Origin of the sequence: Mesobacillus subterraneus, assembly GCF_000934845.1 — a bacterium.
Lineage (GTDB): Bacteria > Bacillota > Bacilli > Bacillales > Cytobacillaceae > Mesobacillus > Mesobacillus stamsii.
This window is the reverse complement of sequence record NZ_JXIQ01000099.1, coordinates 1-23,629: the sequence shown is the minus strand read 5'-3', so window position 1 is coordinate 23,629 and position 23,629 is coordinate 1. Positions and strand designations below refer to the sequence as shown.

Sequence of the window (23,629 nt, the reverse complement as noted above, 5' to 3'; positions counted from 1 at the left end):
TTCATCCCTTACATTTCATTATTTGCTCTGTACATGACAAATTCGCCTTTAAAGACGAGTTCATTATTTACGTAACTCATCACTTCCACCATCGTCCGCCCGTTTTCCGGATCAATCTTTGTGACCCGTGCTTTGGCGATAACCCGCTCCCCCTCTTTTACCGATCTGGTAAACTGGATAGTCGACTTTGCGGTTAGCGCTAGCTCATCATTGATCACAGCAACCGCTAATGAATTCGCCTGGGCAAATAAATGATGTCCTCTGGCAATTTTATTTCGTTTGAAAACATGTTCCTTTTTTATATCAAGTATGGAAATTGCACTTTGATCAAGTTCCATATCGATAATTTCTCCAATTACTTCTTCTAGCGGCAATGAACGAACTTCGTCTTCAAACCGGTTTTCTGCTACGCTCTTGATCCTCTCCCTGAGTTCGGGAATAGACAATTCGAGTCGATCAAGTCTTATCGTTTGAATGCTGACAGCAAATTTTTCAGCCAGCTCTTCATCTGTTATGAATGGATTGTCTTTTATTGTATCAGTTAACAATGACTGCCGTTCTTTTTTATTGCGTTTCATCTTAAAACACCGCCCGAGCTATTAAGACTAGGTACTAATAGTAGTATATATACTATAAAAAAAGATTGCAACAAGAAAAATCGGGTCCAAGCGGATCAGATCACTTCTTCCACCTATCATTCTTCTAAAAAAGCAGAATGGCTTTGATCAATCCAGTTTTTCGTTTGCCAGGGCGCCTGATTCTGCCAAATACTCACGCAATGATCGGTATTTTTCACTTTGCCAAAAAGCTTTAGATTGGACCAGTAGGGACGCATCATTTCTCGCTGTTTCTAGCGCACGATAGTCATGGACCATGTCCGCTACTTTGAATTCTGGGAGACCGCTTTGTTTTTTTCCGAAAAAATCCCCGGGTCCGCGCAGTTCCAGGTCCTTTTCGCTTAGAACAAAACCATCATTCGTTTCAGACATGATTTTCATGCGTTCTTTCCCAACTTCGCTTTTCGGATCGGCGAGCAAAATGCAATAGGATTGGTCACTGCCGCGGCCAACCCTGCCTCGAAGTTGGTGGAGCTGGGACAAACCAAATCTTTCTGCATCATAAATGAGCATAACCGTTGCGTTCGGGACATTTACGCCGACTTCTACAACGGTAGTAGAGACGAGCACTTGCACTTCATTTTTACTAAAGGCTTTCATAATTTGGTCCTTTTCATCGGAAGGGAGCCGTCCGTGCATTAAACCAACTTGAAAACGGTCCTTAAAAAAGAAACTCAAGGAGCTATGGACATCGATTGCGTTTTGGACATCTAGCTTGTCTGACTCCTCAATTAACGGACAAATGACATACGCCTGCCTGCCTTTTCCCAGTTCCTTTTCCATGAAGGAGAGCACCCTCTCCAGCATTTCATGCCTTGCCCAATACGTTTCGATTGATTTGCGTCCGGCCGGCATTTCATCGATCACTGAGACATCCATTTCGCCAAAGACTGTGATTGCCAATGTTCTCGGGATGGGAGTTGCGGTCATGAACAGGACATCCGGATTTTCTCCTTTTACCCTAAGCACCCGCCTTTGTTCCACCCCGAATCGATGTTGTTCATCGGTAATGACAAGACCCAGGCTGTGAAAGTCAACTTCATCCTGAATTAAGGCGTGCGTACCAATCAAGACATCAATTTCCTGATTCTTTAGCGATTCAAGCAGCTCTCTTCGGCGTTTTCCCTTTACCGAACTTGTCAGCAAAGCAGTTTTTACTCCGAATGGCTCAAGCAACTGTTTCAAGGACATCGAGTGTTGATCAGCAAGGATTTCCGTTGGTACCATTAATGCTCCTTGATAACCAGCTGTTTTTGCAGCAAAAAGAGCAATCGCGGCAACCACTGTTTTTCCTGAACCGACATCCCCTTGAAGGAGGCGATTCATACGGTAAGGCGATTTCATATCACCGAGAATCTCATTGACGACCCGTTTTTGTGCTCCCGTTAACGGAAATGGCAGCCCGGTGACGAATTCCTTCAGCTTGCTTAATTGATAAGAAAACGCAATACCAGGACTCTGCTCTCGTTCGAGCTTTCGTAATGACTGCATTTTAAGCTGAAATAACAGAAACTCTTCGTAAACAAACCTTCTTCTTGCCTGCTTCATCTCATCTGAACCTGAAGGAAAATGCATCATTCTTAAGGCATCTGAACGGTTAAGAAGCTTGTATTTTTGCAGAAGCTCTGCTGGTAATATTTCGTTTATTTCCTGTCCGAACTTAGCAAAAGCCTGTTTGATTAGCCTTCTGATCGTGGGTACTGTCATTTTTCCCTTAACCGCGTATACTGGTTCAAAATCCTGGCTTTGAGCATTTTCTCCTGATGTCATGTGACTGGCAGTGATCGTCTGTCGGTGCTGATCCCACTTTCCGGTAACTGTAATTGTCTCTCCGACGATTATTTTTTGTTTTAAATAAGGCTGGTTAAAGAAAGTGATGATGATTAAGTATCGACCAACTAGCAATCTGACAGAAAGTCGATTCTTTTTCTTTCCATAATAAACGAGTGCTGGCTCACTGTGTACCTTGCCTTCCACCGTGATTCTTTCGTCATGTTTTGCTTCTGCCAAATCTTTCAGGCGATAATCTTCATACCGGTAAGGGAAGTATTCAAGCAAATCACCAACGGTCGTAATGCGCATATCTGCCAAAGTTTCCGCCATTTCATTGCCAATTCCTTTTATTACTGTAACTGGTTGGTTTAATTGTTCATTCACATTAGTCAAGCGGTGTGCCGAACTCTTGGCTTTTCAGCTTTCGGCCAAGCGGTGCTGCCGCTCCCCCTCCCTCCGTTTGCTATTTTCAAATTTTCCTTTCGTTCGCTAAGGCGATCCTCCTATAATTTCCTGGTAAACAGCGAAAAAGAAGGGGAGTCCCCTTCTATTTGTTAGCGCTTATTGCCATTTTCATTCTCCAGCCGAAAAATGATTATTCAATCGCAAAGATGAAAGCGTATAATGGCTGTTTCCCATTATAAACTTCGATCTCAACCTCTCCATATTTTCCTTCAATATACTCGATGATGGAATCAACATCTTCATCTGAAGCGTCTTCTCCTTTTAGAATAGTGAGAATTTCCGTGTCTTCATCGAGCATCTCGTCCAGTAGGTTCTTTGCTGCTTTCACTTTTTCGCGATCCTTGACCACAATTTTCCCATCAGCAAGCCCCATAAAATCACCAGTTTCAATTTCAAGTCCATCGATGCTGGTGTCACGGACTGCATACGTCAGTTGACCTGTTTTTACATGCTGGATCGCTTCTGTCATCGCTTCCTTGTTTGTGGAAGGATCGGCGGAAGGATTGAAGGAGAGCAATGCTGTCATTCCTTGCGGGACAGTCTTCGTAGGAATGACTACTACTTCTTCCTCTGCTACCTCTGCGGCCTGTTCAGCAGCCATGATAATGTTTTTATTGTTAGGCAGGATGATTACCTTGCGTGCATGAACCTCTTTGATCGCCTTAATAATGTCTTCCGTGCTTGGGTTCATCGTCTGGCCGCCTTCAATCACGGCGTTTGCACCAATGCTGCGGAAAAGGTCGGCCAGTCCCGAACCCATGGAGACAGCGACAATTCCGTACTCCTGCTTTTCTTTCCTCGATTCCTTATCCTGGGTTTGCAAAGGTGTTGTCGATTCACTGATTATATCTGAGTGCTGCTGACGCATATTTTCGATTTTCATATTAATGAGGCTGCCGTATTTTTGTCCATATGACAAAACATCACCAGGCTGTTCTGAATGGATATGTACTTTCACCACTTCTTCATCGGAAATGACAAGAAGAGAATCGCCAAATTTGCTCAAGTCCTGGCGGAAATTTTCCTCAGAGAATGTTCCTTTCCCGTCAAGCTTAACCATAAATTCCGTACAATAGCCGAATTCGATATCCTCCGTATTCATGTGGCTCTGAACGTTCTTATGATGCTCGGCGCTAACAAGCTCCGTCATTTTCGGCATCGCAGATGGGGAGTCAGACAGCTTTTCTCCCTTCAATTCTGCAAGAAAGCCTTCATAAACGAAAACAAGGCCTTGACCGCCACTATCTACCACTCCTACTTCCTTTAAGACTGGCAGCAGATCGGGTGTGCGATTCAGCGAAGCTTTCGCTTCTTTAAGAACCTCTTCCATCAGTCCGGCAATGTTATCGTGGTTTGGCGCAACGGCAACAGCATGCTTTGCTGCGTCTTTAGCTACGGTTAAGATGGTTCCTTCTACCGGCTTCATAACCGCTTTATAAGCAGTCTCTACACCCGCGTTTAATGCAGCTGCAAATTCAAGCGATGTGATAGTTGGCTTTGTTTCAATCGCTTTGGAAAAACCGCGAAATAGTTGCGAAAGGATGACTCCTGAGTTTCCTCGCGCACCCATTAGCAGACCTTTCGCAAGCGCGGAACCTACCTTTCCGATATGTTCCTGTACATTGTTCTTTACTTCCTTAGCACCGGAAGTCATCGATAAATTCATATTTGTTCCCGTATCACCATCAGGAACAGGGAAGACGTTCAATGCATCGACATATTTGGCATTCGCAGCCAGGTGGTTGGCCCCCTGAATCACCATCTCCGCAAAACGTTTTCCGTCTAGAACATTAATGGACACAAATCCTTCCTCCTCTTACGGGTTCGTTACACGAACTCCTTGAACGTAAATATTGACCGAGTCTACAGCCAGTCCGACTGTTTTATCAAGCGTGTACTTTACCTTTGACTGGACATTGTTAGCAACCTCGGAAATTTTCGTTCCATAGCTCACAATAATATACATATCAATATGTACTTCCTCATTTTCCTGGCGAACGATGACTCCACGTGTAAAATTCTCCTTACGCAGAATATCTGTTAATCCGTCCTTGATCTGATTCTTAGAAGCCATCCCGACAATCCCATAACAATCAACTGCTGCACCGCCCGCAATTGTTGCAATGACATCATTTGATATATCAATTTGTCCGTACTTCGTTTTTAGCTCGATGGACACGATTCGTTCCCCCTTTGGAAAAATAGCAGTATGCTACCGTTTATTTTACTATAAGCCAATCCATTTTTAAAGTTATTCTGTCCTTCCCTTTATTATTCAGCAAGAAATCAACCTATATGTCAAGGTTTTTTTCTTTATAGCTTTTGCCGGAAGTATTGCAAATGGGAAATTTCTATGATAAATTATTAAAGTATGTCAGAGAAAAAGTTATCCTATTTCAATTACCATTCTGACGATATGCAAATTATTGCAGAAATATAGTAACAGCTTTTGTCAGTTAGGAGGGAAATCATATGCCACGTAAATGTGTAGTAACTGGTAAATCAACTCATTCTGGGAACGCACGCTCCCACGCAATGAACGCAAATAAGCGTACATGGGGTGCTAACCTTCAAAAAGTTCGTATTCTCGTAGACGGTAAGCCGAAGCGTGTTTGGGTATCTGCAAGAGCTTTAAGATCAGGTAAAGTAGAACGCGTTTAAATCATTTAAAATCGCAGTTTTTCTGCTCGCTCCAGCAGCCAGCAGAAAAGTTGCATGGCATCCACTAGAGGATGCCTTTTTTATTTTTGTTCTTTTCCGCCGGCCGGTTGTGTTTATTTTTCCCAAATGAGGCCAAAATAATAGCACCCTGCCTAAAAGGATGCTAAAATCAACAATTTTTTTCTTTTATCTTTCAACTTTAGCCGCTTTAATCCTTTTTAAACGCTCCTAACATTGCCCGAACGAGTCCACCTAAAAATTTAGGCAGTTTGATTGTATAGAATCTCATACCGTCCCTCCTCACCATCTCTCGCCAAACCAGACTTCTTTCTACATCCCTATAGTATATTCAAGGGTATTTAAAATTTGCTCCTCCAGGGAAGAATTCCTCACACGGGAAGAACCCTGAGCTAAGTGCAGACATTTCAATCCCTGCTTCTTACAACTAATAATATGCCTTCGGAAAATGAAAAAGTACCATGACCTCTTATAAGTTCATTACTAATACATAGTGTCGACCCCAACGGAATATGACAATCATTTAATGGGTATTTAAAATTTTCAAGCGACAGTCCGGAGACAATCGGTGTAATGGGAAGGAAGGAGATATATTTAAAATTATCCATTGCTTGAACGGTGTAACTTCCAGGTGTCGTTACATACAAAATATTCTTTGTATCAATGATCTGGATGTGGACAGAAGTCTCCTCCTTAAGCGGTCTGACCAGAAGTTGGGTATTGGCCATGAAGTGATCAAGGCGTCCCCCTGTCGCCCCAAAAATGGAAATCGACTCTGGGTGCTGATCTAGTGCCCAATTTAGCGCAAGCTCCATGTCTGTCTCATCTTTTTCCGGTTTGAATTTCTTTAGATCAGCAACTGCCTTTTCAATGGACGCCATTTCTGCTTCGGAAACGGAGTCAAAATCCCCAAAAGCTGCGGCGGGTTTTACGCCTGCTTCCAATAAATAGAATACTCCGCGATCAATTCCAACCCAGATTGCGTTTTCCTCTTCATATTGATGGAAATCCGGTATAAGATTCTGTGGCCCACCGGCAACAAGGTTAATTTTCATGACAATAACTCCTCTATCTTCTTTTTTGTTTATAGTAGGAAAGCCAGCCTTTCTTTAGGCTGGCTTTTCCTTATGGTCTTAAACTAGCGATTGCTGCTTCTCTGTCTTTGTTGTTGAAGACTGCCGAACCTGCGACCAGAACATTTGCCCCTGCTTCCACCACAAGCTTGGCTGTCTCCTCGTTCACTCCACCGTCGACCTCAATTTCCAGCTCTGGATGATACAAATCAGCCAGTTTCTTGACTTCTCTGATTTTTGGAAGGACAGAAGTTAGAAACTTCTGTCCGCCAAAACCAGGATTGACTGACATGAGCAGTACCATGTCAACATCCTCGATGATGTGCCTCAAATTTTCTACCGGTGTGGCAGGATTCAAAACGACACCTGCCTTTGCCCCTGTCGATTTAATCAATTGGATCGTCCGGTGAAGATGCCGGCACGCTTCCACATGAACGGTAATATAGTCAGCACCCGCGTTGGCAAATGCTTTGATATACTGATCCGGATTCTCGATCATTAGGTGAACATCAAGGGGAAGCTTTGTCACTGGCCTGATTGCTTCGACAAGCAGTGGCCCAATTGTAATATTTGGCACGAAATGGCCATCCATTACATCGACGTGAATATAATCGGCCCCGCCTCGCTCGACATCCTTTATTTCTTCGCCAAGTCGAGAAAAGTCTGCCGATAAAATGGAAGGTGCAATTTTAACCATGATCAATACCTCGGCTTTCTATCTTTTATTTCTAACAAAAAATCTTTGTAATGCTCATATCTGTACTCAGGTAGTGTACCTGACACGACTGCTGTTTTGACAGCACATTTAGGCTCAGCCATATGAAGACAGCCTCGAAATTTACAATCCTCACTAATTTGAGCGATATCAGGAAAGCATGCGTTCAATTCCTCGACCTCCAGATCGGTGAATTCCAGAGAACTGAAGCCCGGTGTATCAGCTACAAGACCGTTTTTAATCGAGAGTAACTCCACATGCCTTGTTGTATGCTTTCCTCGTCCAAGATGCGAGGAGATAACGTCCGTTTTCAAGTCGAGATCAGGTCTGATGGCATTGAGCAGAGACGACTTTCCAACACCAGACTGCCCTGCGAAAACAGATATCTTGCCTTCGATGTGGGGGCTTAACTTCTCAAGGCCCTCAGAAGTTTCTGAGGAAGTAAAAATGACTTCATATCCAGCATTTCGATAATCTCCTGCAAATCCATCAAGCCTTGATTTTTGCTCGTCATTCGTTAAATCCATTTTTGTAATGCAAATGATAGGCTTAATATGATTATATTCAACTAGGACAAGGAACCGATCAAGCAGTGCTGTACTGAATTCAGGCTCTACTGCCGAAAAAACAAGGATAGCCTGGTCCACGTTTGCAATTGGTGGACGAACAAGCTCATTTTTCCGTTCTTTCACTTCGAGGATATAGCCTTCTTTGTCATTTTCGGCTTGAAAAACCACCTCGTCGCCAACAAGGGGGGTAATTTTATTCTTACGGAAAATTCCTCTCCCGCGGCATTGAACTACCCCATTCTCATTGGAAACATAATAAAAACCGCTCAGCGCCTTGATAATTTTGCCCTCAGGCATAGCAACACTCCCTGTCTGTTAGTCTTCTGGATAATCAACGCTACCACTATCAAAAATCTCTCCATCCCGCAGGATTCGATACTCTCCCTTTTTGCCAGGCGCAATTAGGAAATCAAGACTCACCAATGTGTCCTCAGTGATGTCAATCGTGTTGACTGGAGTTTCATCGGTATGGTTTACGTCATTTATATAGATCGTGATCTTCTGTGGAACTCCTTCTTCTTTAGGCTGGTATGGTACTGTAATTTCAAGCGTTTTTTCTTTTGGAACAGGTTCTGGCCCTTTTGAAATTACAACGCTTACCTTACTTCCTGGCGGGAGCTCTGTTCCTGCTTCAGGGTTTTGGGAAATAACCAATCCAGCCGGTACTGTGTCATGAAACTCCTCCGAACTCTCTATTATAAGTCCGGTGGTGTCCGCATACAGATCGAGGTTTCGTTGATTGTATTCCTTTAAATTACCGAGAGGAACCAATTCTGGCCCAATACTGACTTTGAATTCTAATATGGTGTCTGCCGGAACGACAAATTCCCCGCCGGGAGGATATTGTTCCAGAATTGTACCAGGCTCGCTGTCGTCATGCTCTTCGGTTTTTTGGATGTCTTTAAAGCCTTTTCCTTCTAACAGTTTGACTACATCGTCGTAGTTCCTGTCGGTGTAATCCGACATTTCCAATTCTGCTTTTCCGGTACTGATATACAAGTCAATTTCATTTCCTTCTTTGATCATTTTACCAGCTTCCGGATTAGTTCTGATAACATTTCCTTCTTCAATTTCTTCATCGCTCACCTCTTTTTTGTCTCCAATAATAAAACCAGTGGACATGAGTTCAGCGACTGCTTTTTCTAGTTCCATGCCACTTACGTCCGGCACTTTCTTATCCTTTGGCCCAAACAGCTCTGGACCCAAAGTCACCATGACAATACCCGAAGTCAGGATGAGCAAAAACAGCACAGTTAAAATAACGGGCCATTTCTTTCTCCGGTTTTTTTTCTCTTTCGTTGCCTGTTCCAATGCATTTTGAGCATCTTTACGGATAATAGTTTCATCTGAATTATGATAAGGCCGGTCATTTGTAATAATAGGAATCGCTTTCGTAGCTTCATCATCCACCGGTATAATAAACCTGCCTTCGTTCAAACGGCTATCATCAAGCGATGTCCGTAAATCATCTTCCATTTCATCGACATTGTCGTATCGATGGAATGGATCCTTCGCAGTCGCCTTGAGCACGATATTTTCAACACTCTGGGGAATTTCCGGATTCCATCTTTTTAAAGATGGCGTTTCTGATTGAAGATGCTTCAATGCGATGGATACGGCCGATTCACCTGAAAAAGGGAGTCTGCCTGTAAGCAATTCAAACATAACGATCCCGATTGAATAAATATCTGATTTTTTATTTGCCATGCCGCCTCTGGCCTGTTCTGGTGACAGATAGTGCACAGACCCGAGCACCGAATTCGTCTGGGTAATACTCGTAGCGCTCAATGCCATTGCAATGCCAAAGTCCGTGATCTTAACCATCCCGTTTTTATCTATTAAAATATTATGTGGCTTGATATCACGATGAACAATGTGATTGTGATGAGCATGAGAGATTGCGGATGTCACCTGTTTCATTATCTCAAGAGCTTCCGTAACTGGAACTGGAGCATGGCGCTGTATGTATTGTTTCAGTGTCTGACCCTCGACATATTCCATTACAATATAATACAGTCCGTCCTCTTCTCCCACATCATATATACTAACGATGTTCGGATGGGTAAGGCTCGTTGCGGACTGAGCCTCTCTGTGGAATCTGCGAATGAATTCTTCGTCATTGGCAAAATCAAGACGAAGCATTTTGACTGCAACATCCCTGTCAAGGATCATATCATGCGCAAGATAGACATTTGCCATCCCGCCGCCGCCAATCATTCCCTTGATTTTATATCGACCGCTGATTCTTTTTCCGTTGATCATATTTTTCACCTGCCCTCGTTGAATTCCTGGTATTCGACGATTGCAAGAGTAATATTATCTTCGCCGCCATACTGATTGGCCATTTTGATAAATTCTTCGGCTTTCTCTTCCAGAGACAAATTAGTGTCAGAAAGGATGCTTGCCATTTCTTCCTGGCTGACTTTATTGGAAAGTCCGTCTGAACAAAGCAACAGCACATCCTCTTCTTCAAATATGATCGTCTTAATGTCCATCTCCACTAATTCTTCGGTTCCAAGGGCTCTTAAGAGCACATTTTTACGCGGATGATGCTCTGCATCTTCCTTTGAAATTTGTCCAGAACGAACGAGTTCATTGACAAGAGAATGGTCTTCCGTTAACTGTTTGAACCCTGATTCATTCCGCAAATAACAGCGGCTGTCACCGATGTTCACCACTGTTGCGAACAGATTCGTACAGATGGAGGCGACAATTGTCGTGCCCATGCCTTCACATTCTGTATGATGCAAGGAATGCTGGAAAATTTCTTGATTAACCTGCACTACCGCTTCCCGCAGCCATTGTTCTGCTTCTTCTGCTGTATGTATTCTTGTTGACTTTTCCCAGAGCAGTTTTAAATGCTGGGTTGTCATTTCACTAGCTACGTCTCCTGCACGGTGGCCGCCCATGCCATCTGCTACGATGGCAAGGCGCTGTCCGTGAGGGTTCATAAAGATGCCGCCATTGTCTTCATTATGCAGGCGGATTTTTCCCCTGTCTGTCATGAAAACAGCCTTCATCTTGTCACCTCGTCTCTTCTTTTCTTTCTTTTGCCCGAAGTTGTCCGCAAGCTGCTTCAATGTCATGCCCTTGTTCTCTTCTTATTGTCACATTCACTCCGAGGTCGCGAAGGGTGCGTTCAAATTGAAAGATCTGTCTCTTAGGTGTTCTTACGTAATCACGTTCAGGTACGTAATTTACGGGAATCAAATTGATATGGCATTTCAATCCTTTTACGAGCTGGGCAAGCTCCTCCGCATGCTCCACCTGATCATTCACTCCGCCAAATAGCCCATATTCAAAACTAATTCTGCGACCTGTTTTGTTCACATAATAGCGGACCGCATCCATTAAATCGGGAAGCTTATAGGCTCGGTTGATTGGCATCAATCTGCTGCGCAACTCCGTATTTGGAGCATGCAGAGAAATCGCAAAGTTAATCTGCATATTTTCATCAGCAAATTGGTAAATCCTCGGTATGATACCACTTGTTGAAACGGTAATATGACGAGCGCCGATATTCATGCCTTTCTCATGATTCATGATTTTTAGGAAGGAAAGCATATGGTCATAGTTATCAAATGGTTCACCGATTCCCATGATGACAATGGAGCTCACTCTCTCATCTGTTTCATCGAGAGTTTGTTGTACTTTTACGACCTGGGCAACAATTTCTCCTGCCTCGAGGTTCCTTTTTAACCCTCCAAGTGTAGAAGCGCAAAAAGTACAGCCAATTCGGCAGCCAACCTGAGTAGTGACGCAAACTGAATTTCCATATTCATGTCTCATAAGCACGGTTTCGATTGAAACCCCATCATGCAGTTCAAACAGGAACTTGATTGTTCCGTCAGATGATGTTTGCTGGATGATCGTATGGAGTGTTGTCAGCACAAAATGCTGTTCCAATTTGTCCCGTAAAGACTTTGAAAGATTCGACATATCCTCGAACGATGCTGCTCTTTTTTTGTAAAGCCAGTCATAAATCTGTTCCGCCCTAAAAGGCTTTTCGCCTTGCTCCTTCAGCCAGTCTCTCCATTCATTCAGTTGAAGGGAATAAATGGATCTCTTGACTGTTGCTTCTGTCGCTATAGTTCCTGTTGTTTTTTCCTGTTTCATTATTCTACCTTCTTTCTCAAACACGCAATGTAAAACCCATCAGAGCCAAAGTCCTGAGGAAGGATTTGAACCTCGAAGCCATTAATCAATGGCCTGATTGCCTCTGGCATTCTTTCTGCAAGTGTTGGATCTCCCGAGAATTCAGGATGCTTGCGCAAAAATATGTCTATCACTTCCTGATTTTCTTCCCGATCCACTGTGCATGTACTATAAACAAGCGTACCTTCCTCTTTCAGCAATGGCGCTACTGATTCTAGAAGGCTTAGCTGAATGGCTTTCAGCTGACTGAGATCCTGTTCTTTCTTCGTGTATTTCATGTCAGGCTTTCGTCTCATTACACCAAGTCCTGAACAGGGGGCATCGAGTAAAATACGGTCCATCGATTTATGCTGAAATTTTTGCGCCGCCTCTCGGCTATCCATTTTTTGCGCCTCGATATTTCCTAGCCCAAGTCGTTCAGCCGTTTGGGAAATCAGCTTCACCTTATGTTCGTGAAGGTCTAGGGAGATTACTTTGCCGCTATTTCCAAGCTTTTCTGCAATATGAGTTGATTTCCCCCCAGGGGCAGCACATGCATCGAGGATGATCTCTTCTTCCTCTATTCCAAGTGCGTGGGCAACTAGCATAGAACTCTCATCCTGAATTGTCAATAAACCATAATGAAATGCTTTGGAAGAGGCGAGATTGCCGCGGAGGCATTTAATGGCTTCCGGCAGGATTGGGCTTGGTTCCACTTCAAAGCCTTCTTCCTCGAGCAACGCTAGGCACTCCTCACGGGAAATCCTTGTCAAATTGACTCTTCCTGTCTGCAGGGGAACAGTCAAATTCACTTCACACATTTCCCTTGTCTTTTCTATCCCAAACTGGACGACCCATCTCCTGACTAACCATAATGGATGGCTAGTCTCAATGGAAATTCTTTCTGCAGGATCGATTATCGTAGCAAGTTGAGGAAGTCCGTTTCGCTGAATGCTGCGAAGAACACCGTTCACCAGGCTCGCAATGCCTTTGTGTCCGCGCCGCTTCGAAATTTCAACTGCTTCAAAAATTGCTGCTCTATCTGGTATTTTATCTAAATACACCATTTGATAAACGGTCATGCGAAGTAAATTGACGACCCATGTTTGCAATTTCTTATTTTTCTCGATAAATGGCTTAAGGTAGAAATCAAGGGTCATTTTGCGCTGTAAAGTCCCATAAACTAATTCAGTCAGCAAGCCGATATCAATTGCACTAATTTCATTTGTTTTTATTGCATTATTTAGAAGCAAATTGCTGTAAGCCTGGTTCTTTTCAACCGTTTCCAGGAGTTGCAATGCGGCATCCCTGACATTTTTCTTTTTGCTCATGTTAATCTCCTAACTTTACGCCGGGCTCTAAGTTCGCCCCTGCCCCCAACAGAAATTGCCTAGCGTCCATCTTTTTCTTGCCAGATGGCTGAAGCTCGGTAATCTTAATCGCAATATCATCTCCAGTTGCCACTATAAAACCGTCGTCTTCCAGTCTGACGATGGTACCCGCTTGCTCACTTCCTTTGTAGTTCGTCCTTAAAGAATTCCATATCTTCATTACTGCCCCATCCATTGTCGTATAAGCAACCGGCCATGGATTCATGCCGCGGATATGGTTGTAGATAGCGTTTCCTGATTTGGTCCAATCAATTTTCTCCTGTTCCCGCTTGATATTCCAGGCAAAAGTCGCTTCGTCTTCCTTTTGCGGGATCGGAGTAATTTCTCCGCGTACTAGCTTCGGAATCGTCTCAGATAAGAGGTCCGCCCCGGCAACGCTCATTTTATCATGCAAAGACCCTACCGTATCTGTTTCTGTGATGGGAACTTCCACTTGTGCCAGAATATCCCCTGCATCCAGCTTTTCAACCATATACATAATCGTAATTCCCGTTTTCTCTTTTCCCTCTATGATCGCATAATGGATTGGTGCTCCGCCTCGCAGTTCTGGCAATAGCGAAGCATGGACATTAATACAGCCCATCTTTGGTGCTTTTAACAGCTGATTTGGCAATATTTGTCCAAAGGCAGCAGTGACGATTAAATCTGGTTCAAGGGCAAAGATTTTCTCCAGTTCTTCCTTTTGACGGATTTTTTCCGGCTGGTAAACAGGGATGCCATGCTTCAGCGCTTCTGTTTTTACCGGCGGCGCAGTCAGTAGTCGCTTTCTGCCAACAGGGCGATCAGGCTGTGTGACCACACCGACTACCTCATAGCCTTCCACAACTAGCCTTCGCAAAATCGGTACGGAAAAGTCCGGAGTTCCCATAAATACAATTCTTGTCATTCCTGGTTCAACTCCTCTAAGTCAGCTTCTTCCATATATTTCAACACTTTCGTGGTAAACAACACACCATGCAGATGATCGATTTCATGCAGAATCGCCCTTGCTAAAAACTCCTCTGCTTCGATTTCAAACGTCTGTCCTTTCCGGTTTTGTGCCCTCACCTTCACATAATTAGGCCGGGTTACCTCTCCGTATACTCCCGGAAAGCTCAAGCACCCTTCTGGCCCGGTCTGCTCCCCGCTAGTTTCAAGAACCACTGGGTTGATCAGCTCCATTGTGCCATGCTCATCGTCAATATCGACAATCGCAATCTGTTTCTTTATATTAATTTGTGGAGCGGCAAGGCCGACTCCATCAAACTCGATCATTGTCTCGTACATATCATCCAGCAGTTTGGAAAGCTTTTTATCGAATAACGTGACTGTTTCGCACTCCTGCTCCAATATTTCTGCTGGGAAGATTACTATTTTTCTTACTGCCAAAATAAATCCTCCAAAAATTCCATTTGCATTATTAGCTTGTTCCAACAGCCTTAGCTGTAAACTTTCCTGTTTTCATAAAAAGCACTACATCATAATATAAGGATTCAGGTCAACGGAAATCTGCAGCCCGCCTGATCCCATTTCCTGCTGATAATGCTCCAGTATCGATTTTAACGCAGTGCTTAGTTCTGGCTCCTTTTTGTATTTTATCAAACATTGATAGCGATATCTATCATTGATGCGAGGGATCGGCGACGCAACCGGTCCGAGCACTACTGCATCCTTAGATAGTCTGGAATGAATAAATTGGGCAATTTTCTCGGTAACCGCTACTGCCTTCATCAATTCTTCATGACTGACTGTCACAAGCGATAAATAATAAAACGGAGGATATTGATGACCCTTTCGCATCAACATCTCCTGCTGATAAAATCGGTCGTAATCCTGGGTTCCTGCCAGCTCCACACTATAATGTTCGGGGGAATAAGTCTGGATAACTACCTCACCCGGAAGCTTATGCCTTCCAGCACGACCGCTGACCTGAGTCAAAAGCTGAAATGTTTTTTCTGAAGATCGAAAATCCGGGAGGTTCAGCATCGTGTCTGCCGAAAGTACACCTACAAGCGTTATGTTCGGAAAGTCTAGCCCTTTGGCAATCATTTGCGTCCCCAACAAAATATCGGCTTGTCCATCCTGGAATGCATTCAACAGTCTTTCGTGTGACCCTTTCCGTCCAGTCGTATCCACATCCATCCTGATAATCCGAGCTTCTGGGATCAGTTTGAGCAGCTCCTCCTCCACTTTTTGGGTTCCGGTGCCGAAATAACGGATATGCTCACTATGGCATTCAGGACACACAGTCGGTACCTTGTCTTCATACCCGCAATAATGGCATTTCATCTGTTCATTATATCGATGGTAGGTCAGTGTAATGTCGCAATGTGGACAATTCATCACGTAACCGCAATCGCGGCACATAACAAAAGAAGAATGGCCGCGCTTATTTAAAAACAGGACCATCTGTTCTTTTTTTTCAAGCCGGTCCTTTATTTTTTCAAACAGCCTTACCGAAAACATCGAGCGATTTCCAGACCGAAGTTCTTCCCGCATATCGACAATCTCAACTGCAGGCAACGCTTGATTGTTCATCCTTTTTGGAAGAGACAGCAAGGTATATCGCCCCTTTTGCGCTCTGGCGAAGGATTCAAGTGACGGTGTTGCGCTGCCGAGAACGACCGGACACGCAAATGTTTTAGCCCTTTGAATCGCAACATCCCTGGCATGATAGCGTGGGTTTTCTTCCTGTTTGTAGCTTGTTTCATGCTCTTCATCAATGATGATAATGCCAATGTTCTCGAATGGAGCAAAAATGGCTGACCGTGCTCCTACGACTACTTTGACTTCCTTGCGTTGAATTTTCCGCCACTCATCATATTTCTCCCCTGCCGATAGGCCGCTGTGCATCACGGCAACGAGATCACCGAACCGCTCCTTGAACCGGGTGACCATTTGCGGGGTCAATGATATTTCTGGCACTAGCACAATTGCTTCTTTTCCTTTGCGCAAGACTTCCTGGATCGACTGAAGGTAGATTTCCGTTTTGCCGCTGCCTGTTACTCCATATAATAGGAAGACTTCATGCTGCTCCGTTTCAATCGAAGAAAGTATCGGTCTGATTGCAGTTTCCTGCTCAACCGTCAGCTTAAGGGAAACTCTCTTTTCAAATTTTCTTTCCGAATAAGGGTCTCTGTAGACTTCCAACTCTTCCGTCTTCACGATTCCCTTCTTCAAAAGTGACTGAACGGTTGCTTGAGAGATTCCTAAAGTCGTCAAAAGCAGGCGCTGTTCCACGGGCTCAGGATGTTCCAGGAAGAAATCAATGACTGCTTGCTGTCCAGATGCCTGTGAGGGAAGCTCTGTTCTTGCTGCTTGCAGCTGCTCTGTTTCCAACGCAGGAGAAATATGCTTAAGCATTTTTTTGCGCACCCTGTCCTTCACCTGATAGACAACCTCGACCCTGCCGGCGGCTGCCTCCTTCTGCAGTTTCTGAACAAGCCCCTTTGCAACTGCATCGTCCCACTTTATCTCTCGATGATCTAAAAACAAATCGACCAGATCATTTGGTAATTCACTTCTTTCTGTCCCCTTCGAAAGAACAAGCTTCTTTTCGTATTTTGCCTTTAGCGCAGCTGGAAGCATCGCTTGGTAAACTGAAATTTTATAGCTTAATGTGTGTTCTGTCAGCCACGCCCCAAGAAGCAGCAGTTCCTCATTCAATACCGGGGTTAAATCCAGTGGTTCAATGATGGAACGCAGCTTAGCGAAGCTTGACTGATCTTTTAGCTCTGTAACAAATCCCTGGATTTTCCGTGGACCAAAAGGAACGATGACCCTTGTTCCAGGTTTAATGACGTCCAGGAACTTATCAGGAATTTTATAGTCAAATGTTTTATCCGTCTGCTTGGCAGGTACATCGACAATAACACCCGCTATATTCATAGGCTATCATCCCGTTTTAAAAGTAGACTGACTTCCGAGAGGATCCGCCGGGCAACCTCCGTTTTGGCCATGAGAGGTAGTTCGAGCTTGCTGCCGTCTTTTTTGTAGATAGTAACTATATTAGTATCCACACCAAATCCGGCCCCTTTCTGTTTTACGTCGTTGGCAATGATGAGATCAGCATTTTTCCTGGCGAGCTTGCCTATAGCATGTTTTTCGATCTCAGTGGTTTCAGCTGCGAAGCCAACGATGACTTGATGAGCCTCTTTTCTTTTTCCTAGTTCAAAAAGGATATCTTTCGTCCGTTCAAGCTCAAGTGCCTGTTCACCTTCTTTTTTCTTCATCTTATCTTTCTGGATATATTTAGGCCGGTAATCTGCGACAGCAGCGGTTCCGATCAAAGCATCTGCTTTCGCGAAATACTCAAGTGCAGCACGGTACATTTCTTCGGCGCTTTCTACCTCTATTAGCTCCGCCCCTTTTGGCGGAGCAAGCGATACCGGACCAGAAACAAGGATGACCTTCGCCCCCATCCTTACCGCTTCCTCGGCAATCGCATACCCCATTTTTCCAGTTGAATGGTTGGTGAGAAACCGGATTGGATCGATTTTTTCCCTTGTAGGCCCGGCAGTGATCAAAACCGTTTTTCCTGAAAGCTCCCAGTTTTTGGTTCGGAAAAATTGGCTGACTTTCTCTACAATTGTCTCTGGTTCCTCTAGGCGGCCTTTCCCTGTGTATCCACAGGCCAGATAGCCTTCACTTGGTTCAATGAATTCGTAATCGAAGCCCCTAAGAGTTTCGATATTTTTCGTCACAGCTGGGTGTTGATACATATGCACATTCATAGCCGGTGCTATCCACACGGGGGCAACAGCGGCAAGCAATGTTGTGGAGATCATCGTGTCGGCAATTCCGTTCGCAAGCTTGCCAATGATATTGGCAGTGGCCGGTGCAACGAGGATTAAATCCGCCCAATCCGCCAGGTGGATATGTGCAATCTTTTGCGGGTTTTTTTCATCAAATGTATCGGTATACACCTCACTCCGGGACAATGCCTGGAATGTGAGCGGAGTAACAAATTTTGCTGCTGATTCACTCAGGATTACTTTTACCTCTGCGCCAGCCTGAGTCAGCTTGCTTGTCAGCGCCGCGCTTTTATATACAGCAATCCCCCCAGTGACGCACAATAGAATCTTTTTTCCGTTCAGCATGTCAGAGTACCCCCATTTTAACTAGATACTATCATTATGATTGAACTATACCATTTTTTCGCAGAATAATCATGGCAGAGGGATGATATATTCCTTGCATACTTCCTAAACAACAAAAAATAACAACCCAATAAAAAAGGTTGTTATCACGGTGTTATTCGTTGATATTCAACTCTTCATGACTTCCGGCTGTTTTGAAGTGAAGTTTATCAGCGTTGATTTCTTCTAGCGCTTTCCCAACAAATTTTTTGGAAATGTATTTTTCGAGTTTCGGATCATAATGAACCTGCATGCTGCGTGCGCGTTTGGCCGCAACTGACACTAAAGAATATTTCGAATCAATTTTAGTCATTAAAGAATCAATAGATGGATACAGCATTTAATCTACCTCCAGCATTTTTTTATAGCGGTGTTGCACCCGTTCTCTGCGGCAGTGCTCAGCTATGACAATCGATTTGATGCGCCCTGCCGCTCTTTCAACTTGGTCGTTTTCCACAACATAATCATATAATTCCATCATCTCAAGCTCTTCCCTTGCCGCTTTCATTCTGCCTTTGATGATATCCTCTGTTTCCGTCCCCCTGGTAACAATTCGGTTTTCCAGCTCTAAAAGGCTAGGCGGAGCTAGGAAAATGAACAGTCCTTCAGGAAATTTCCTTCTTACCTGGCTCGCTCCCTGAACTTCAATTTCAAGGAAAACATCCTTCCCCGCATCAAGCGTTGCGCGGACGTACTCGACAGGTGTTCCATAGTAATTGCCTACAAATTCTGCATACTCGAGCAGTTGGTCGTCCCTGATCATCTCTTCAAATTCTTCCCTTGTTTTAAAGAAATAATCTACTCCATTCCGTTCTCCTTCACGAGGAAGCCGGGTGGTTGCTGAAACGGAATATTCGAAAGCGGTATCCGGCTGGGAAAATAATTCTTTCCGAACCGTTCCTTTGCCGACCCCGGATGGTCCTGAAAGTACAATTAACAATCCTTTTTCCTGCATGAACACGTCCTACCCTTCATCCAAAATATCCTCTCGATCAATCAAACGGTTTGCCACTGTTTCCGGCTGTACCGCAGAAAGAATGACATGGTCGCTGTCCATCACGATGACAGCCCTGGTTCGCCTTCCATATGTTGCATCTATTAACGATCCTCGGTCCCGTGCATCCTGGATAATCCGTTTGATCGGAGCTGATTCAGGACTTACGATAGAAATGATTCTATTAGCAGAAACTATATTGCCGAAGCCTATATTAATAAGCTTAATTGCCATGATGGTCCCCCAATCATCAGTTAATTATTTTGGCCCTTAACGGCGCCTTCTAAACTCACTCCATATTTTGCACTTGTTCCTTAACCTTTTCAAGGAGGCTTTTCATCTCGACAACTTCCCTGGCAATTCTAGCATCGTTTGCTTTGGAGCCAATCGTGTTAACTTCGCGATTCATTTCCTGCAGGAGAAAATCCAATTTCCTTCCAAGAGGTTCGTCCGCTTTCAAAATTTCATTGAATTGGCTCACATGACTTTCAAGGCGGGCAATTTCCTCACTGATGTCGGCTTTATCAGCAAAAAAAGCGGCTTCTGTCATGAACCTGTCATCCGCTGCATTGGCTTCCATGAGGTCAGCTAGCTTTTTTTTAAGCCTTTCACGATACTGCTCCACAACATCTGGGGCAAGTTGTTTTACATGGGAAAGATGCTTTAACACCTGATCTATATATTTCAAGACATCCCTTTGAAGAGCTTGACCTTCTAATCTGCGCATTTCGACTAGCTTTAAACCCGCCTCTTCCACTGCAGTTAGCACAAGCGTATCCAACTCATCATTATCGGTTTCCTTTTCTTCAATGTGAACAATATCATCCCTGTTGACAATATCTCGGATTTCCAAATCTCCCGCTAAACTGTACCTGTTTTTAATCGCGGATATGTTATCAACAAATTCGTCAAGGGCTTCCCAGTCAATATGTACTCTTCGGCTGACGATCCCTTCTCCCTCCAAAGTGACAAAAACTTCGACTCTTCCTCTTTTAATGTGTTCGCCAAGTTTTTTTTTAATTTTTTCTTCGGTTTTGAGAAGCTGTCTCGGCAATCGAATATGGAATTCACAAAAACGGTGATTGACCGTTTTTACTTCCACCGTTACCGTGCAACGTTCCGTTTCTGCCTTGCTCCTTCCAAACCCAGTCATACTGACGATCATTCCAGACACATCCAATCTGTTCATATGGAACAGGAACTATATGTAAAAAAAGAAAGGCAATAGAGGCTCTCTATTACCTAACGGATTATATCATATTTCTCTTTGTTTTTCTTGCATAAAATGTTCCGGCAAGCAAAAAGGTTGGAATGGCAGATAAGCCTAGTATCAGCAGCCAATCAGTCAGCAGAATCGGGACGGTATGGAATATTGGCTGCAAGGCAGGAGAATAAATGACTACCAAAACCATCATCAGCGAGGAAAGTACTGCCCAAACCAAATATTTATTTCCAAATGGATTACGAGCAAAGATCGATTTTTCACTCCTGCAATCAAACACATGGATTAACTGCGCCACGACAAGTGTTGCGAAGGCAATCGTCTGTGCATACATAAGATCCTCAGGATTTCTTCGATAAATAACGATGAATGCGATCAACGTCATCAAGCCGATCAAGAAACCTCGCGAAACGACCTTCCAGCCTAATCCGCGAGAGAAGACACTTTCCTTAGGATGTCGTGGCCCCCTCTTCATCACATCGTCTTCCGCGTTATCAAGCCCTAAAGCCATTGCAGGCAAGCCATCTGTAACCAAATTTACCCAGAGAATTTGAATCGGAACGAGCGGGAGCGGCAATCCAAGAATCATTGCAAAAAGCATAACCAATATTTCACCTACATTTGAGGCAAGAAGGTAGCGAATAAACTTCCTAATATTTTCATAGATATTCCGACCTTCTTTGATGGCTGCTTTAATCGTCGCGAAATTATCGTCAAGAAGTACTAGAGACGAGGCTTCTTTCGCGACGTCGGTGCCTGTAATCCCCATCGCCACCCCGATATCGGCCGCTTTGATGGCCGGAGCATCATTCACTCCATCCCCTGTCATCGCGACGATATGTCCTCTGTTTTGCAATGCGTTAACGATTTTCATTTTATGCTCAGGAGACACTCTGGCAAAAACAGAAACATCGTCTACACAATCCTCCAGTTCTGAGACGGACATCGTAGCTAACGTATTTCCTTCTATCACTTTGCTGCCTTTTGTTAAAATTCCCAATTGTTTGGCGATAGCCTTCGCGGTGATGACATGGTCACCGGTAATCATGATTGTTTTGATTCCAGCATCTCTGCATTCCTTTACGGCTGTTTTCACTTCAGGGCGAGGCGGATCGATCATTCCTTGCAGCCCGATGAATATCAGATCTTGTTCCGCTTCCTCTTCACTTAGGATCATCGTTCCTTGTGGAATTGGCTTGAAGGCGATCGCAATGGTTCTTAATGCATTTCCTGCTAGCTCGTCAATCGCCTCCTGGACATTTGCGGTTAGCTCTTTCGTTAACCGCTGCTGCTTTTCATTCCAGAGGATGGATTTACTTAATCCGATCAAAACATCGGGTGCTCCCTTAACGACAGCAAACTTTCTTCCTACTTTATCTTTTACGATCATACTCATCATTTTCCGCTTCGAATCAAACGGAAATTCGTTGACAATTTCAAATTGCTCGAGCAAGACATTTTTCCGAAATCCTGCTTTCATCGCGGCAACTAGCAATGCCCCTTCAGTTGGATCACCATCGATAGAATACTCTCCTTCTTTTTCTATCATTTCTGCATGATTGCACAGCATTCCAAAGGTTAGCAGCTGTTGAAGTGATTTTTCACTCTTTGGATGAATGATTATGTCTTTATCAAAAAATGAACCTGTAGGAGAATAGCCTACCCCATCTACTCTCCATGTTTTGTTGCCGCTCCATAAATGGGTTACCGTCATTTTGTTTTGAGTCATCGTTCCTGTTTTATCCGAGCATATGACAGATGCACATCCAAGTGTCTCCACAGCAGGCAATTTTCGAACGATTGCATTCTTCTTGATCATTCTCTGGACACCCAGGGACAACGCAACGGTGACGATGGCCGGAAGTCCTTCTGGAATGGCTGCTACGGCAAGGCTGACTCCTGAAAGGAACATAGTGTACAGATCTTGGCCTTGGAGGACTCCAATCCCAACAACCAGCAATGTTAGGAATAGTGCGGCGATAATGAGGATTTTCCCTAACTGTTCCAGTCTGCGCTGAAGAGGTGTTTCCTGGACTTCAGCGGTTTGCAGCAAGTCGGCAATTTGCCCCATCGCTGTTTTCATTCCCGTAGCGATGACCACTCCCATACCGCTTCCTCTTGTGACCATTGTGCCCATGAACGCCATATTTTCCATATCACCAAGTCCAAGATTCGGGATCTTTAATGGTTGGGTGTTTTTTTGAACCGGCAATGATTCTCCAGTTAGTGCAGACTCTTCTATTTCAAGACTCCAGGCCTCAATCAACCGAATATCCGCACCAATTCTGTCCCCGCTTGAGAATTTCAGGACATCTCCAGGTACAATTTCCTTTGAAGGAATCTTCACCCATTCCCCGTCCCTTAATACATTGACTTGTGGAGCTGACAATTCCTTTAAGGCATCGAGTGATTTCTCTGCCTTCCTTTCCTGGAAAAAACCTAAGATGCCATTCACCAATACGATGGCAATGATCGCGATTGCATCGATCATCTCACCAAGAAGACCAGATATTAATGTTGCTGCCAATAGGACAAGCACCATAAAATCCTTGAATTGGCTGAAGAATAACAGCAGGGCGGATTGCTTCTCGCCTTCCGCCAAAGCATTATACCCATGCTGGTTAATTCTGCGTTTTACTTCCTTTTCATCCAATCCTTCTGTAAAATTTGTTCTTAAGGCATTTGCTATTTCTTGTACATTCATTTCATGGAACTTCATGGGGCCATCACACTTCCTCCTTGTTTGTCCTACTCTAAAGAAAGCTTATTCAGCCCTGTCCAAAAAAATGATAAGATGTTTATAGATATAAAAGCGAAGGCGACTTGGTCAGCCCCGACAAGCGTTGGAGGTCCGCCCAGTGAAGTCGCTCTTTGACTTCA

General features: G+C 44.1%; 22 protein-coding genes. 1 reads left to right on the top strand and 21 read right to left on the bottom strand.

The features are described 5' to 3' along the window. Positions 1 to 8: 8 nt before the first annotated feature. The 4 genes from fapR to UB32_RS12745 all read right to left on the bottom strand — a co-directional run bounded on the left by fapR (position 9) and on the right by UB32_RS12745 (position 5,034). A complete protein-coding gene (fapR, locus tag UB32_RS12760; RefSeq protein ID WP_044394329.1) occupies positions 9 to 578 on the bottom strand; it encodes a transcription factor FapR in 570 nt (189 codons plus the stop codon). A gap of 147 nt (positions 579 to 725) precedes the next feature. Next, the gene (recG, locus tag UB32_RS12755) at positions 726 to 2,774 is read right to left on the bottom strand and encodes an ATP-dependent DNA helicase RecG (protein ID WP_044394343.1); all 2,049 of its coding nucleotides are present in this window, start codon (positions 2,772 to 2,774) and stop codon (positions 726 to 728) included. A 211-nt stretch (positions 2,775 to 2,985) separates the two neighbouring features. Continuing rightward, the gene (locus UB32_RS12750) at positions 2,986 to 4,656 is read right to left on the bottom strand and encodes a DAK2 domain-containing protein (protein WP_044394327.1); all 1,671 of its coding nucleotides are present in this window, start codon (positions 4,654 to 4,656) and stop codon (positions 2,986 to 2,988) included. A gap of 15 nt (positions 4,657 to 4,671) precedes the next feature. Next, a complete protein-coding gene (locus tag UB32_RS12745; protein ID WP_044394325.1) occupies positions 4,672 to 5,034 on the bottom strand; it encodes an Asp23/Gls24 family envelope stress response protein in 363 nt (120 codons plus the stop codon). A gap of 293 nt (positions 5,035 to 5,327) precedes the next feature. On the opposite strand from UB32_RS12745, the gene rpmB reads away from it, so the two are divergent. Continuing rightward, on the top strand, positions 5,328 to 5,516 hold the full coding sequence (gene rpmB / locus UB32_RS12740; RefSeq protein WP_044394323.1) for a 50S ribosomal protein L28: 189 nt from the start codon (positions 5,328 to 5,330) through the stop codon (positions 5,514 to 5,516). Between the two features lie 208 nt (positions 5,517 to 5,724). Here rpmB and spoVM read toward each other — a convergent pair whose 3' ends face one another. The 17 genes from spoVM to UB32_RS12655 form a co-directional block, all read right to left on the bottom strand. Then, entirely contained in the window at positions 5,725 to 5,805 is an 81-nt protein-coding gene (gene spoVM / locus UB32_RS12735) for a stage V sporulation protein SpoVM (protein ID WP_023614935.1), read from the bottom strand. A 136-nt stretch (positions 5,806 to 5,941) separates the two neighbouring features. After that, positions 5,942 to 6,589 carry a thiamine diphosphokinase gene (locus UB32_RS12730; RefSeq protein WP_044394314.1) on the bottom strand — a complete coding sequence of 216 codons (648 nt, stop codon included), beginning with the start codon at positions 6,587 to 6,589 and terminating at the stop codon, positions 5,942 to 5,944. A gap of 70 nt (positions 6,590 to 6,659) precedes the next feature. Then, positions 6,660 to 7,304 (bottom strand): ribulose-phosphate 3-epimerase, encoded by a 645-nt coding sequence (rpe, locus tag UB32_RS12725; protein WP_044394313.1) that lies wholly within the window; start codon positions 7,302 to 7,304, stop codon positions 6,660 to 6,662. 2 nt (positions 7,305 to 7,306) lie between these two features. After that, positions 7,307 to 8,188, bottom strand: a complete 882-nt coding sequence (gene rsgA / locus UB32_RS12720; RefSeq protein WP_044394312.1) for a ribosome small subunit-dependent GTPase A — start codon at positions 8,186 to 8,188, stop codon at positions 7,307 to 7,309. An 18-nt stretch (positions 8,189 to 8,206) separates the two neighbouring features. Then, on the bottom strand, positions 8,207 to 10,153 hold the full coding sequence (gene pknB / locus UB32_RS12715) for a Stk1 family PASTA domain-containing Ser/Thr kinase (RefSeq protein WP_044394311.1): 1,947 nt from the start codon (positions 10,151 to 10,153) through the stop codon (positions 8,207 to 8,209). A gap of 5 nt (positions 10,154 to 10,158) precedes the next feature. Beyond that, on the bottom strand, positions 10,159 to 10,911 hold the full coding sequence (locus UB32_RS12710; RefSeq protein WP_044394310.1) for a Stp1/IreP family PP2C-type Ser/Thr phosphatase: 753 nt from the start codon (positions 10,909 to 10,911) through the stop codon (positions 10,159 to 10,161). Between the two features lie 4 nt (positions 10,912 to 10,915). Then, positions 10,916 to 12,007, bottom strand: coding sequence for a 23S rRNA (adenine(2503)-C(2))-methyltransferase RlmN (gene rlmN, locus UB32_RS12705; RefSeq protein ID WP_044394309.1), 1,092 nt, complete (start codon positions 12,005 to 12,007; stop codon positions 10,916 to 10,918). Next, entirely contained in the window at positions 12,007 to 13,356 is a 1,350-nt protein-coding gene (rsmB, locus tag UB32_RS12700) for a 16S rRNA (cytosine(967)-C(5))-methyltransferase RsmB (protein WP_044394308.1), read from the bottom strand. The genes rlmN and rsmB overlap by 1 nt, the downstream gene beginning before the upstream one ends. A 1-nt stretch (position 13,357) precedes the next feature. Continuing rightward, positions 13,358 to 14,302 (bottom strand): methionyl-tRNA formyltransferase, encoded by a 945-nt coding sequence (gene fmt, locus UB32_RS12695; protein WP_044394307.1) that lies wholly within the window; start codon positions 14,300 to 14,302, stop codon positions 13,358 to 13,360. Next, positions 14,299 to 14,784, bottom strand: a complete 486-nt coding sequence (gene def, locus UB32_RS12690) for a peptide deformylase (protein WP_044394305.1) — start codon at positions 14,782 to 14,784, stop codon at positions 14,299 to 14,301. The genes fmt and def overlap by 4 nt, the downstream gene beginning before the upstream one ends. 84 nt (positions 14,785 to 14,868) lie before the next feature. Next, positions 14,869 to 17,283, bottom strand: a complete 2,415-nt coding sequence (gene priA / locus UB32_RS12685) for a primosomal protein N' (RefSeq protein WP_044394304.1) — start codon at positions 17,281 to 17,283, stop codon at positions 14,869 to 14,871. Further along, positions 17,280 to 18,494 carry a bifunctional phosphopantothenoylcysteine decarboxylase/phosphopantothenate--cysteine ligase CoaBC gene (coaBC, locus tag UB32_RS12680; RefSeq protein WP_044394303.1) on the bottom strand — a complete coding sequence of 405 codons (1,215 nt, stop codon included), beginning with the start codon at positions 18,492 to 18,494 and terminating at the stop codon, positions 17,280 to 17,282. The genes priA and coaBC overlap by 4 nt, the downstream gene beginning before the upstream one ends. Positions 18,495 to 18,648: 154 nt before the next feature. Then, complete coding sequence (gene rpoZ, locus UB32_RS12675) at positions 18,649 to 18,873, bottom strand: DNA-directed RNA polymerase subunit omega (RefSeq protein ID WP_044394302.1); 225 nt, start codon at positions 18,871 to 18,873, stop codon at positions 18,649 to 18,651. Then, a complete protein-coding gene (gmk, locus tag UB32_RS12670) occupies positions 18,874 to 19,488 on the bottom strand; it encodes a guanylate kinase (RefSeq protein ID WP_044394342.1) in 615 nt (204 codons plus the stop codon). A gap of 9 nt (positions 19,489 to 19,497) precedes the next feature. Then, positions 19,498 to 19,761, bottom strand: a complete 264-nt coding sequence (gene remA / locus UB32_RS12665) for an extracellular matrix/biofilm regulator RemA (protein ID WP_044394301.1) — start codon at positions 19,759 to 19,761, stop codon at positions 19,498 to 19,500. A gap of 55 nt (positions 19,762 to 19,816) precedes the next feature. Beyond that, positions 19,817 to 20,692 (bottom strand): YicC/YloC family endoribonuclease, encoded by an 876-nt coding sequence (locus tag UB32_RS12660; protein WP_044394300.1) that lies wholly within the window; start codon positions 20,690 to 20,692, stop codon positions 19,817 to 19,819. Positions 20,693 to 20,777: 85 nt separating this feature from the next. After that, entirely contained in the window at positions 20,778 to 23,468 is a 2,691-nt protein-coding gene (locus tag UB32_RS12655) for a calcium-translocating P-type ATPase, SERCA-type (protein ID WP_044394299.1), read from the bottom strand. Between the last annotated feature and the right edge of the window lie 161 nt (positions 23,469 to 23,629).